The organism is Escherichia sp. WS3227_2 (assembly GCF_046486495.1).
GTDB lineage: Bacteria > Pseudomonadota > Gammaproteobacteria > Enterobacterales > Enterobacteriaceae > Escherichia > Escherichia coli.
The window spans coordinates 189,525-201,943 of sequence record NZ_JBJQLG010000010.1 but is presented as its reverse complement, the minus strand read 5'-3'; the positions used below and the strand labels follow the sequence as shown (position 1 = coordinate 201,943).

Below are 12,419 nucleotides of genomic sequence, written 5' to 3'. Positions count from 1 at the left end.
GGAGAGAAACTGCTGGCTGACCAGAGAGAGATCGAGGGAAAAGAGCGAAGAGAGTGACTGGTTCAGATGAAAGGAGACCACCGCAAACGCGTCCGGTGGCAGGCCGTCCACGCAGCGTGAAACGTAATCCGGTTGACATAGCAACCTCCGTGAAAATGAATAATAATCCGCACATATTGCATGTACAACATGTCGGGCGGATGAGATAAGCGAGTCGACATCTGGCGTTACCGGGGAATATCAGAAAAATGTCATGGTTATGTGATGATTTAGTCTGGGATTTTACTTCAGAGAAACGGGTGTCTGTTTAGTCAACAAAATAATCACAAACGCAACGGATGGGTTCTCGACGTTATTCACGACAGGCTCGTACATTACAGCGAGTAATAAAAAACCTGATATGCAAAGTCAAACCAATATTCATAATGTCTTTTTATTCACAACAATAAATAATTCAATAACAATCATTGAAATGAATGATGGTTTGTATAAGGAATGTACGCTACCGCCCAGCCCTGATAACATGATCTGCACATTGCCATCTTAACGTCGTTAAACACTGGCTTAATAGTGGATATTTCAAATTAGGAATTTATTAAATTCACCTGATGAATATCATAAGCAAATAGCATAGAAAATAATGACAACTCCCCCGAGGGGACCATTTCCAATGCACTGCACCACCACCTGGTGCCCGGATGATCTTGCTTCAGTGGTAAGAGTACCTGATTCATTGTTCCCAAAATGGTGTTTTCCCCTGCTCCTCCAATAATAATGTGCAGCTCTCACGTGATAATCTATTGATTAGGTTATATTAAGAATCAATATTTAAAATACATCCATTTTCTTGAGTAAATCAACGTGTTTATTTATCAATTGCTGTTTTAGCTCTGACTCATCAAGCTCTCCATATTTGCACTACAGATAATCGCGAATAAATACAGAGAACGCCATTTATCCTTTTAGCATACCTGCAGGATATTTTTATTTGTATTAATATTAATTGCATCTCCAACTCCGAGCATATCCATCATTAAAATATTTTTAGATTATAGAATGCCTGTGATAACAACTGAAACATCTGCACAATGTGAATAGTTAGTTTCTTTTCAGAGGAAATGAAATAGACAAGCTGAATGAAATGGAGAGTGATTAAATTGAATTAAAAAAACATAACATGATTCTAATTAATTACGCCCATCATTGTGGATAAAGTCACTGAATAATAAATAATCTTCTGGTATCCCACTCAAATAATTTCATTCCTTTTTAGTACTTCTTGTAACTTTGGTATCTGACATACAGCATCAGCAATCGCACTGATATTCGCGGCATTATCCGAAACCATTCATGCCCCGGCCCCCATGTAGTTCAGGCGCGTCAGGAGCCCAACGCTCAGGGTAATCGGCGAAAGTGAACGTTGGATAGACATTAGCAACCAGCCAGACCAATAGCCGTTGAAACTGCTGACGTTCGGCGCGCCCAAGCGGTGGCGCAAGGTCCGGGCGACGATCGAGAACCATCAATGCAATCGCCGCTGTCTCCGTCATAATCTCGTCATTTTCCAGCGCCAGTGTCGGAATCTGACACAACGGGTTCAGGGTTTTCAATAACTCGCGTGAAGTTCCCTCGTGGTCAAAACCACTGACATCAACGAACTGATAAGGAATATCAGCCAGTGTTAGCATCAGCTCACTGATTGTAGAGCCCCATCCGGGTACGCCATACACCTTAATCATATGCCCCTCACAATCTTTTAAAGATTAAGTGTAGGACAGTACACAGGTTAACCAGCAAAAGGATTTGTCATTTTTTCGTCAGTTGTATTATTCCCCTTCAGGATTGTAAGGGGATGTTTTGCATCGTTTATCGATAACGGGTAGGATGCTGCGCCGATAGTTTTATACCCATAAAGAATAATGGTGATAACTATCATCGCCAGGATGAATAAACATTGTTCATGGCAACTTATATGACTTTTTCATTAAAGCAATCAGGGAGAGCAATGAGTAAACACGACACCGACACTTCAGATCAACACGCCGCGAAACGCCGCTGGCTTAATGCCCACGAAGAGGGGTATCACAAAGCGATGGGCAATCGCCAGGTACAGATGATCGCCATTGGCGGCGCGATTGGTACGGGTTTGTTTTTAGGCGCGGGAGCCCGACTGCAAATGGCGGGGCCAGCACTGGCACTGGTCTATTTGATCTGCGGCCTGTTTTCGTTTTTTATTCTGCGTGCATTGGGTGAGCTGGTGCTACACCGCCCTTCCAGTGGCAGTTTTGTCTCTTATGCCCGTGAGTTTTTGGGTGAGAAAGCCGCTTATGTTGCTGGCTGGATGTACTTCATCAACTGGGCGATGACAGGGATTGTCGATATTACCGCCGTTGCACTGTATATGCATTACTGGGGCGCATTTGGTGGTGTACCGCAGTGGGTCTTTGCGCTCGCTGCGCTGACCATCGTTGGCACCATGAATATGATTGGTGTGAAATGGTTTGCCGAGATGGAGTTCTGGTTTGCGCTTATTAAAGTGCTCGCCATTGTGACCTTTTTGGTCGTGGGTACAGTGTTCCTCGGTAGTGGTCAGCCGCTGGATGGCAACACCACTGGCTTTCATTTAATTACCGATAACGGCGGCTTCTTCCCCCACGGTTTGCTACCTGCGCTGGTGTTGATTCAGGGCGTAGTGTTTGCTTTTGCCTCCATTGAAATGGTGGGTACAGCTGCCGGAGAATGTAAAGATCCGCAGACCATGGTGCCTAAAGCCATTAACAGTGTGATTTGGCGTATTGGCCTGTTTTACGTCGGCTCCGTGGTGTTGCTGGTTATGTTATTGCCGTGGAGCGCATATCAGGCGGGGCAAAGTCCGTTCGTGACGTTTTTCTCTAAACTGGGTGTGCCATATATCGGCAGCATTATGAACATTGTGGTGCTGACCGCTGCCCTCTCCAGCCTGAACTCAGGTCTGTACTGCACCGGACGTATTCTGCGCTCAATGGCGATGGGCGGTTCCGCACCGAGTTTTATGGCGAAAATGAGTCGTCAGCATGTGCCGTATGCCGGAATTCTGGCGACACTGGTTGTGTATGTCGTCGGCGTATTCCTCAACTATCTGGTGCCGTCGCGCGTATTTGAGATTGTGTTGAACTTCGCGTCGCTGGGAATCATCGCTTCATGGGCGTTTATCATCGTGTGCCAGATGCGCCTGCGTAAAGCGATTAAAGAAGGCAAAGCAGCGGATGTCAGTTTTAAACTGCCTGGCGCGCCCTTCACTTCCTGGCTGACATTACTGTTTTTGCTGAGCGTCCTGGTGCTGATGGCGTTCGATTACCCGAACGGGACTTATACCATCGCGGCGCTGCCGATTATCGGTATTCTGCTGGTTATAGGCTGGTTTGGTGTGCGCAAACGCGTTGCTGAAATTCACAGCACTGCGCCAGTCGTCGAGGAAGATGAAGAACAACAGGAAATTATGTTTAAACCTGAAACGGCGAGTTAATTGCAAAATTGCCCGGCTACGTGCCGGGCAAATTCAAATTACTGACGAAGGTGCCGGATACGGCGTGATAAAAGTCAGGCAAGTCTCTCCGTTTTCACCCTCGCCATATCTATTACAGCGCAATACGAATCACATCATCCGGCTGGGTTGCTTCCTGCTGTTTAGTGGATTTTTGTTTCACACTGACATACAGCGTTTTACCATCGGCAGACAGCGCCAAGCTGTTCGGATGAGTCGGCGTATCGAACGTTTTCACCACTTTATAGCTTTTCGCGTCAATCACACTGACTTTACCTGCCTGACGATGCGTTACGTAGGCTTCATTACGCGCGGGGTTAAACAGCACAGCCAGTGATTCCGGTGCCGCAACCTTCGCCAGAATATTGCCATTACGGGTATCGACCACTAACACTTCTGCCGCTTTAGAGTCGGTGATAAATGCACGCTGCCTGGCGGTATCAAGGCTGATGTTGATAAAGAAATGCTCTTTGTCGTCATCCAGCAGCTTTTTACGGCTGAGGATTTTATTGTCGGCGGTGTCGATGGTAATCAATTCGCCGTCAGCGTTAGTGGTGTAAAGACGTTTGCCTTTGCTATCCAGCGCTAAACCGGTACTCATTTTACCGGTGTTCTGGATGGCGGTTTTCAGTTTGATATTCTCGCCATCAACGACCCAAATCACACTCTCTTTACCAATACCACTGATGTAAACGGTGTTCGTGGCATCGTCTGCCACCAGCTCACGCGGTTGCAGCGGGCGCACCTCTTCCGTGCGCTTACGATCATCCAGCACCAGACGGCCTTTCACTTCGCCCGTTTTGGCATCTATCGCCGTGACCGCGCTGTTTACAGTGTTACCAAACCACAACGTCTGAGTCGTGTTATTGATGGTAGCACCAAACGGCTTGAGATCGTTATGGATCGCCTGCGTCACTTCCAGAGTGACCGGATCAAGACGATAAACCACGCCGCCTTTATCCAGTTTGCGGCTTTGCGAAGTGGCGAGCCACAGCGCGTTTTCTTGCTGGCTATAAGCCATTTCGTAGGCACCTTTACCTACCGCTTTACGCAGCATTTCTTCTGCGGCCTGCGTACTGAATGATGAAGCAACAAGCAATGAACCTAACAGTAATGAACCACGCAGGCGCGATGAAAACAGATGACGTAAATGCATGACGACTCCCTTTGATGAACCGATATTTTTGCTGCTTCACAATGCTTCGCTAAGCGTAATCATCGTTACGCTCTTGTTATAAATGGGAATGGTAATCATTATTTTCTCAAATGTGGAGCATTTCTTGCCGTTACGACTACAATTTTCTCAATTACTTAACGTATCGTGCCGTTTCGTTTTCCATAAATTTACAATTTTATTACCATGACAGCGTTTTCCCATTCTTAACCTGGCTTTTTTCATGAAGATTTTTTCCGTCCGACAGACCGTTTTGCCCGCACTGCTTGTCCTTTCCCCCGTTGTTTTTGCCGCTGATGAACAGACTATGATTGTCAGTGCCGCACCGCAGGTGGTTTCAGAACTGGATACCCCAGCAGCCGTGAGCGTGGTGGATGGCGAGGAGATGCGCCTGGCAACACCGCGCATTAACTTGTCTGAATCACTGACTGGCGTGCCTGGTTTGCAGGTACAAAACCGGCAGAACTATGCGCAAGATTTACAGCTGTCGATTCGCGGATTTGGCTCCCGCTCCACTTACGGAATTCGCGGTATTCGCCTGTATGTGGACGGTATTCCCGCCACCATGCCCGACGGACAAGGGCAAACATCCAACATCGATTTAAGCAGTGTGCAAAATGTGGAAGTGCTGCGTGGCCCCTTCTCTGCCCTGTATGGCAACGCGTCTGGCGGTGTAATGAATGTCACCACCCAGACCGGACAACAGCCACCAACCATTGAAGCCAGTAGTTACTACGGCAGTTTTGGCAGCTGGCGCTATGGCCTGAAAGCAACGGGCGCAACGGGAGACGGCACACAGCCTGGCGATGTCGATTACACCGTCTCAACCACGCGTTTTACGACCCACGGCTATCGTGACCATAGTGGCGCACAGAAAAATTTAGCTAATGCCAAACTGGGTGTACGCATTGATGACGCCAGCAAATTAAGCCTGATTTTCAATAGTGTGGATATCAAAGCAGATGACCCTGGTGGGCTAACCAAAGCAGAATGGAAGGCGAATCCGCAACAAGCGCCACGCGCTGAACAGTACGACACGCGAAAAACCATCAAGCAAACTCAGGCTGGGCTGCGCTATGAGCGTAGCCTGAGTTCGCGGGATGAGATGAGTGTGATGATGTATGCCGGGGAGCGAGAAACGACCCAGTACCAGTCAATCCCGATGGCCCCCCAACTTAACCCGTCGCATGCGGGCGGCGTGATTACTCTGCAACGCCATTATCAGGGGGTAGACAGTCGCTGGACACACCGTGGCGAGCTGGGCGTTCCGGTCACGTTCACTACCGGCCTGAACTACGAAAACATGAGTGAAAACCGCAAGGGCTACAATAACTTCCGCCTGTATAGCGGCGTGCCGGAATACGGGCAAAAAGGTGAGTTGCGCCGCGACGAACGCAATCTGATGTGGAACGTCGATCCCTATTTACAGACACAGTGGCAGCTGAGTGAAAAACTGTCGCTGGATGGTGGCGTGCGCTACAGTTCCGTGTGGTTTGATTCCAACGACCATTACGTTACTCCGGGTAACGGCGATGACAGCGGTGATGCCAGTTATCACAAATGGCTACCTGCCGGATCGTTAAAATATGCAATGACCGACGCCTGGAATATCTATCTGGCAGCCGGGCGAGGTTTTGAAACGCCGACGATTAATGAGCTCTCTTATCGCGCTGATGGGCAAAGCGGTATGAACTTTGGTTTAAAACCATCCACCAACGATACAATTGAGATCGGCAGTAAAACGCGTATTGGTAATGGGCTGCTTAGTCTCGCATTGTTCCAGACCGACACCGATGATGAAATTGTTGTCGATAGCAGTAGCGGTGGGCGTACGACTTACAAAAATGCCGGAAAGACCCGTCGTCAAGGCGCTGAACTGGCATGGGATCAACGTTTCGCGGGAGATTTTCGCATAAAAGCGTCCTGGACCTGGCTTGATGCGACCTATCGCAGCAATGTGTGTAATGAACAGGATTGTAACGGTAACCGGATGCCAGGGATCGCCCGTAATATGGGCTTTGCGTCGATAGGTTATGTACCGGAAGATGGCTGGTATGCAGGTACGGAAGCGCGTTATATGGGCGATATTATGGCAGATGATGAAAATACGGCCAAAGCGCCGTCTTATACTCTCGTCGGCTTATTCACCGGGTATAAATACAATTACCACAATTTAACTGTGGATTTATTTGGTCGTGTCGATAATTTATTCGATAAAGAATACGTTGGTTCTGTCATTGTCAATGAGTCAAACGGGCGATATTACGAACCTGCGCCCGGGCGAAATTATGGTGTCGGCATGAATATTGCGTGGCGATTTGAGTAATTACCTTGATGCCCGGTATTTGCCGGGCATTTACTTTAACGATTGTATTGCTGGTATAAAATAGCAATATTTTGTTGCATAATTTCAGCAAGACAATGTCTGCATCCCTCTTTGTCTTTTGCTTTTAACGCGGCGAGTAATAGACGATAGTTTTCTATACGCTCCCGTAATTCCGCTGGATTAATCGCTTCATAGAGATAATGTAAACCAGGTCCCATCCTGACCCACAGTTGCTCAATCATCTCACACAGGATGGGCATATTTGAACGATGATAAATCGCTAAGCGAAATAGCCTGTTCGCATTAATGATTTGTTCCATGTCGCCCTTTTCTTGCGCCTGCTGTAATTTCTCGAGCAATTCCTCGAGTTCCGCCAGGTCTTGCGGGGTGAGGTTTTCAACAGCCAGAGTAACTGCCATTAATTCCAGCTCGTAGCGGATCCGATTGATTTCGTCTAATTGACGTTTCCCCACTTCCGGAACTGTAAATGCTTGCGCTGGTGCGACAGAAAGCGCATTCACCGAAACCAGACGTAATAATGCTTCACGCACAGGTGTAATACTCATACCTAATTGCTCTGCCAGATTTTTAGTAATCAGGCGTGCGCCAGGTTTTAGTGCGCCAATACTAAGCTGATGTTTCAGGTCGTTCTCAACCTGCAGAGTCAAACTGACATGTTTCATTTTTTCCGTTCCAGGCATTTTAATTCCTTCGCGTGTTTTCTGTCCAACCCTGCCTGCATGGCAGAAGGAGTTCACCTGGGGTATTAAAGTGAATAATCATAAACCACTCACGTTTGTTGTTATTAGCAGCAGAACAATGACGTGGTTAGTTAATTAAAGCTGAAAATAAGCTTTTTGCCTGGATTTTTATGGCGGCTTTACGCCGCCGTCGTATCTTTAATCATCACCCGCCACGCGGATCACCACTTTGCCGAAGTTTTTACCCTTCAGCAGGCCGATAAATGTCTGTGGCGCATTCTCTAAACCGTCAGTAATTTCTTCGCGGTAGTGGATTTTATCCTCTTTCACCCATTGCCCCATCTCCTTCTGAAACTCATGGATGCGGTGACCATAATCCTGAGCGATAATAAATCCTTGCAAGCGAATACGTTTTTTCAGCACTGTAGCCATCAACAGAGGTAAACGATCCGGACCGGGTGGTAGCTCTGTAGCGTTATAGCTGCTCACTAAGCCGCAGACGGGAATGCGCGCAGATGTATTAAGTAAAGGTAGCACTGCATCAAATACCTTACCGCCCACGTTTTCATAATAGATATTAATACCTTTTGGGCACGCTTTCGCCAGTTGTTCGGCAAAATCATCCGCATGGTGATCAAGGCATACATCGAAGCCTAAAACCTCGGTAGCATGGCGGCATTTTTCCGCGCCACCGGCTATCCCCACCACCCTGCAACCTTTAAGTTTGCCGATTTGACCCACCGTCGCCCCCACTGGTCCTGTCGCCGCAGCTACCACCAGCGTTTCGCCCTCTTTGGGCTGACCGATATCCAGCAGCCCCATATAAGCGGTAAAGCCTGGCATCCCCAGCACACCCAGCGACCACGATGGATTTTGCGGATGATCGCCAAGTTTCACCAGATCATCACCACTGGATATGTCATAGTCCTGCCATCCACTGTAGCCCAGCACCCAGTCGCCAGGCTGATAATCAGGATGATTCGACTCCACGACACGGCTCACCGTGCCGCCGACCATCACGCCGCCAATATCAACCGGCGGCGAATAGGATGGCTCATCGCTCATGCGCCCGCGCATATACGGGTCCAGTGACAGATAAACAGTACGCAGTAACACCTGTCCTTCACCTGGAGTTGCGACGTCATCCTCTTCAAGACGGAAATTCTCGGGAATTGGCGCGCCATGCGGACGCGAGGCCAGAACCCAACGGCGGTTACGCTGCTTTTGTTGCCCCATAATGCTCTCCTGTGCTTTTGGCATGAATCGATCAATAGTAGCAGGCTCACAGGATTGGTTTTGTTTGCAGCCGTCACATCCCCTCTGCAACACGCAATAATTTCATCGAGGAATCCGTTGCTTCGGGCTGTTTTCGATAGTATTGATAACGTCATCATCATTATTTAATCGAGGCCAAACATGTCCATCCGTTTTGCCCGCAAAGCCGACTGTGCTGCCATTGCGGAAATTTATAACCACGCCGTGTTGTATACGGCGGCTATCTGGAATGACCAAACGGTGGATGCAGATAATCGCATTGCCTGGTTTGAAGCGCGGACTTTAGCTGGTTATCCGGTGCTGGTGAGTGAACAAGATGGCGTAGTGACGGGATATGCCTCGTTTGGCGACTGGCGTAGTTTCGATGGTTTTCGCCATACCGTGGAACATTCGGTTTATGTCCATCCCGATCATCAGGGCAAAGGTCTGGGGCGTAAATTGTTAAGCCGATTGATTGATGAAGCGCGGGATTGCGGGAAGCATGTCATGGTCGCCGGGATCGAATCGCAAAACCAGGCTTCGCTGCATCTCCACCAGTCGCTGGGATTTGTCGTCACCGCGCAAATGCCGCAGGTAGGCACTAAATTTGGGCGCTGGCTGGATCTGACATTTATGCAGTTGCAACTCGACGAACGCAGTGAACCGGACGCAATCTGATGAATCAGTCGCTTACCCTTGCCTTTTTGATTGCCGCCGGGATTGGTCTGGTAGTCCAAAACACGCTGATGGTGCGCATCACTCAGACCTCCTCAACCATTCTCATCGCCATGTTGCTGAACTCTTTGGTAGGAATTGTGCTGTTCGTTTCTATTTTATGGTTTAAACAAGGCATGGCGGGGTTTGGCGAACTGGTGTCCAGCGTGCGCTGGTGGACACTTATACCTGGCTTGCTGGGATCGTTTTTTGTCTTCGCCAGTATCAGCGGATATCAGAATGTGGGAGCGGCGACAACTATTGCGGTACTGGTCGCCAGCCAGCTGATTGGCGGTCTGGTGCTGGATATCTTCCGCAGCCATGGCGTGCCACTACGGGCGTTGATCGGCCCAATTTGTGGCGCAATTTTACTTGTGGTTGGTGCCTGGCTGGTGGCCAGGCGCACATTTTAATCAGAGGATGGTGCCACCTTTGGTTAACTGTTCGTGGCGCGCTTCCATATCTTCTTTATGCTTGCGACCGTGATGGGCGATCGCTGTGCGCAGACGCTGCTGCTGGGTGTAGCGATCTTCCCGACTTAACTCCGCGTCATCGCTCAGGGCGATTAATAATTCGTTCATATGGGCAATGACGCTCTCTTCAATCGCGGCATCCACGCGCGCGATGACTTCATCCAGATGCGACATACTTTCTCCTTAGCCACTTGTGAAATTTATCGATTCATCCAAATGATATAAGTCTGCGTGGTGCCGTCAAGCCAGTGAGTAAGATTTAAAACAGTGAAAACAACAGCGCCACCGGGAAACTCATCGGCCATGTTGCCCCCACCAGAAAGGCGCTTAAGAAACGGATGCGTTTCTTATCGTGAGAAAGAAACCAGGTGATAAGAAATGCGATTGCTGCCATAACCGCATAAAAAACAAGCATGTGTTGATAGAGAGACATGTACGGGCGTCCAGCCAGATGAATAAAACGCGCGCAAATATGCGTCATTTTTTGACGTACATCAAGTTTTTTAACCGGTTTGAGAAAAAAACATCAAACAGCAACTTGCCCTTATCCATCTTCAGAATGAGTATTATTGCGGATTTTCTTAACCCGTACTATACACATAGGGGCAATGATAAAAGGTGGCAAAAATGAATGTTTCCAGTAGAACTGTAGTACTGATAAATGTCTTTGCTGCTGTTGGTTTGTTTACTCTTATCTCTATGAGATTTGGCTGGTTTATTTGATGTAGTGATTTTGCACGCAGCACGTACTGTCAGAGAAATCAGTGCTCTGACAGTACGCAAGATCTTCTCATACTCTTACGATCTGCAATATTATCCTTAATGTTTAACCATGACGTGGCGGACGACGGTGTAATCCTCCAGCCCATAAAGTGACATATCCTTGCCGTAACCAGAAAGTTTCTGCCCACCGTGCGGCATTTCACTTACCAGCATGAAATGGGTATTGACCCAGGTACAACCATATTGCAGCCGCGAGCTGACGCGATGCGCCCTGCCCACATCTTTCGTCCATACCGAGGATGCAAGTCCGTACTGGCTGTCATTTGCCCAGTTTACCACCTGTTCTTCATTGTCGAAGAGCGTAACACTCACTACCGGACCAAATACCTCTTTTTGCACGATGGCATCGTCCTGTAATGCGCCAGCCAGTAGCGTCGGCGCATAGTAATAGCCATTACCCTTGCGCTTTTCACCGCCAGTGATCACTTTGATGTGCCCTGTCGCTTTCGCCTCTTCTACTGCCTTGCTGACGCGTTCGAGATGCGCCAGCGAGCTTAAAGGTCCAAGCTCCGTAGACTCGTCATCCGGCGCACCAGATTTTAACGTTGCCACCGCAGCACCCAGTTTTTCCACCAGCGTATCGTAAATGCCTTTTTGCGCGTAGATCCGACAAGCCGCAGTACAATCCTGTCCGGCATTGTAATAGCCAAAAGTACGTACACCTTCGACCACCGCTTCAATATCCGCATCATCAAAAACTATCACTGGCGCTTTGCCTCCAAGTTCCATATGAGTACGCTTTATGGACGGCGCGGTATGGCTGATGATGTGCTCGCCAGTGGCGATAGAGCCCGTCAGCGACACCATCCGTACTTTGGGATGTCCGGTCAGCGGATCTCCCACCGTTTTGCCTCTGCCAAACAGTACGTTAATCACGCCTGCCGGGAAGATATCTTTCGCCAGCTCTGCCAACTTCAACGCTGTCAGCGGGGTAATTTCTGATGGTTTGAGCACTACGCAGTTCCCTGCCGCCAGCGCCGGAGCCAGTTTCCACGCAGCCATCATCAGCGGATAATTCCACGGTGCGATAGAAGCCACGACCCCCAATGGATCGCGACGGATCATCGAAGTATGACCTTCAAGATATTCACCTGCCGCCAGACCATTCAGGCAGCGAGCTGCTCCGGCGAAAAAGCGAAAGACATCGACAATCGCCGGGATTTCATCATTGAACGCACTATGCAGCGGTTTGCCACAATTACGGGACTCCAGTTCGGCAAAAACCTGACCATTTTCTTCGATAACATCAGCCAGTTTCAGCAGACATTCCGCACGCACTTTCGGCGTGGTTTGCCCCCATTCGGCAAATGCTGCATCTGCCGCGCGCACAGCAGCATCGACCTGCTCTGCGGATGCCTCGGCAATCTCCAGTAAAACGTCCCCCGTTGCCGGATTATAGACAGGCTGTTTTTCCCCTTCGCCGCTAACCAGTTCTCCGTTAATCAGTAACTTATGTTGCATAGCATATTCC

General features: G+C 48.8%; 11 protein-coding genes and 3 pseudogenes. 5 read left to right on the top strand and 9 right to left on the bottom strand.

Annotation, left to right across the window (positions count from 1 at the left end):
• The 3 pseudogenes from ACJHXB_RS16125 to ACJHXB_RS16115 form a co-directional block, all read right to left on the bottom strand.
• Positions 1–139: pseudogene (locus ACJHXB_RS16125) on the bottom strand (hypothetical protein); the annotation flags it as partial.
• Between the two features lie 823 nt (positions 140–962).
• Positions 963–1,153: pseudogene (locus tag ACJHXB_RS16120) on the bottom strand (DUF5445 family protein).
• A gap of 96 nt (positions 1,154–1,249) precedes the next feature.
• Positions 1,250–1,739, bottom strand: a pseudogene (locus ACJHXB_RS16115) (glutathione S-transferase N-terminal domain-containing protein).
• A gap of 266 nt (positions 1,740–2,005) precedes the next feature.
• Here ACJHXB_RS16115 and ansP point away from each other — a divergent pair.
• On the top strand, positions 2,006–3,505 hold the full coding sequence (gene ansP / locus ACJHXB_RS16110) for an L-asparagine permease (protein ID WP_001469216.1): 1,500 nt from the start codon (positions 2,006–2,008) through the stop codon (positions 3,503–3,505).
• 112 nt (positions 3,506–3,617) lie between these two features.
• On the opposite strand, the gene ACJHXB_RS16105 is transcribed toward ansP, so the two are convergent.
• A complete protein-coding gene (locus ACJHXB_RS16105) occupies positions 3,618–4,679 on the bottom strand; it encodes a YncE family protein (protein ID WP_000550669.1) in 1,062 nt (353 codons plus the stop codon).
• Positions 4,680–4,920: 241 nt separating this feature from the next.
• Here ACJHXB_RS16105 and pqqU point away from each other — a divergent pair, with 241 nt between their 5' ends.
• Entirely contained in the window at positions 4,921–7,023 is a 2,103-nt protein-coding gene (pqqU, locus tag ACJHXB_RS16100) for a TonB-dependent receptor PqqU (RefSeq protein WP_410233513.1), read from the top strand.
• A gap of 35 nt (positions 7,024–7,058) precedes the next feature.
• Here pqqU and mcbR read toward each other — a convergent pair whose 3' ends face one another.
• Positions 7,059–7,724, bottom strand: coding sequence for a colanic acid/biofilm transcriptional regulator McbR (mcbR, locus tag ACJHXB_RS16095; RefSeq protein ID WP_001308642.1), 666 nt, complete (start codon positions 7,722–7,724; stop codon positions 7,059–7,061).
• Positions 7,725–7,922: 198 nt separating this feature from the next.
• Positions 7,923–8,960, bottom strand: a complete 1,038-nt coding sequence (gene curA / locus ACJHXB_RS16090) for an NADPH-dependent curcumin/dihydrocurcumin reductase (protein WP_001469217.1) — start codon at positions 8,958–8,960, stop codon at positions 7,923–7,925.
• A 180-nt stretch (positions 8,961–9,140) separates the two neighbouring features.
• On the opposite strand from curA, the gene ACJHXB_RS16085 reads away from it, so the two are divergent.
• Both ACJHXB_RS16085 and ACJHXB_RS16080 read left to right on the top strand, forming a co-directional pair.
• Positions 9,141–9,656, top strand: a complete 516-nt coding sequence (locus ACJHXB_RS16085; protein WP_000027567.1) for a GNAT family N-acetyltransferase — start codon at positions 9,141–9,143, stop codon at positions 9,654–9,656.
• The gene (locus tag ACJHXB_RS16080; RefSeq protein ID WP_001076541.1) at positions 9,656–10,105 is read left to right on the top strand and encodes a DMT family transporter; all 450 of its coding nucleotides are present in this window, start codon (positions 9,656–9,658) and stop codon (positions 10,103–10,105) included. Before ACJHXB_RS16085 ends, ACJHXB_RS16080 begins: the two co-directional genes overlap by 1 nt.
• On the opposite strand, the gene ydcY is transcribed toward ACJHXB_RS16080, so the two are convergent.
• A complete protein-coding gene (gene ydcY, locus ACJHXB_RS16075; RefSeq protein WP_000018633.1) occupies positions 10,106–10,339 on the bottom strand; it encodes a DUF2526 family protein YdcY in 234 nt (77 codons plus the stop codon). It abuts the gene before it with no gap.
• A gap of 85 nt (positions 10,340–10,424) precedes the next feature.
• Positions 10,425–10,598 carry an orphan toxin OrtT gene (ortT, locus tag ACJHXB_RS16070; protein WP_000061178.1) on the bottom strand — a complete coding sequence of 58 codons (174 nt, stop codon included), beginning with the start codon at positions 10,596–10,598 and terminating at the stop codon, positions 10,425–10,427.
• 194 nt (positions 10,599–10,792) lie between these two features.
• Here ortT and yncL point away from each other — a divergent pair, with 194 nt between their 5' ends.
• Positions 10,793–10,888, top strand: a complete 96-nt coding sequence (gene yncL, locus ACJHXB_RS16065; RefSeq protein WP_001303494.1) for a stress response membrane protein YncL — start codon at positions 10,793–10,795, stop codon at positions 10,886–10,888.
• 96 nt (positions 10,889–10,984) lie between these two features.
• On the opposite strand, the gene patD is transcribed toward yncL, so the two are convergent.
• The gene (patD, locus tag ACJHXB_RS16060) at positions 10,985–12,409 is read right to left on the bottom strand and encodes an aminobutyraldehyde dehydrogenase (RefSeq protein WP_001163883.1); all 1,425 of its coding nucleotides are present in this window, start codon (positions 12,407–12,409) and stop codon (positions 10,985–10,987) included.
• Positions 12,410–12,419 lie beyond the last annotated feature (10 nt).

Coding starts and splice junctions, on each gene's coding strand:
- ansP (WP_001469216.1), top strand. CDS start 2,006: ATGAGTAAACACGACACCGACACTTCAGATCAACACGCCGCGAAACGC.
- ACJHXB_RS16105 (WP_000550669.1), bottom strand. CDS start 4,679: ATGCATTTACGTCATCTGTTTTCATCGCGCCTGCGTGGTTCATTACTG.
- pqqU (WP_410233513.1), top strand. CDS start 4,921: ATGAAGATTTTTTCCGTCCGACAGACCGTTTTGCCCGCACTGCTTGTC.
- mcbR (WP_001308642.1), bottom strand. CDS start 7,724: ATGCCTGGAACGGAAAAAATGAAACATGTCAGTTTGACTCTGCAGGTT.
- curA (WP_001469217.1), bottom strand. CDS start 8,960: ATGGGGCAACAAAAGCAGCGTAACCGCCGTTGGGTTCTGGCCTCGCGT.
- ACJHXB_RS16085 (WP_000027567.1), top strand. CDS start 9,141: ATGTCCATCCGTTTTGCCCGCAAAGCCGACTGTGCTGCCATTGCGGAA.
- ACJHXB_RS16080 (WP_001076541.1), top strand. CDS start 9,656: ATGAATCAGTCGCTTACCCTTGCCTTTTTGATTGCCGCCGGGATTGGT.
- ydcY (WP_000018633.1), bottom strand. CDS start 10,339: ATGTCGCATCTGGATGAAGTCATCGCGCGCGTGGATGCCGCGATTGAA.
- ortT (WP_000061178.1), bottom strand. CDS start 10,598: ATGTCTCTCTATCAACACATGCTTGTTTTTTATGCGGTTATGGCAGCA.
- yncL (WP_001303494.1), top strand. CDS start 10,793: ATGAATGTTTCCAGTAGAACTGTAGTACTGATAAATGTCTTTGCTGCT.
- patD (WP_001163883.1), bottom strand. CDS start 12,409: ATGCAACATAAGTTACTGATTAACGGAGAACTGGTTAGCGGCGAAGGG.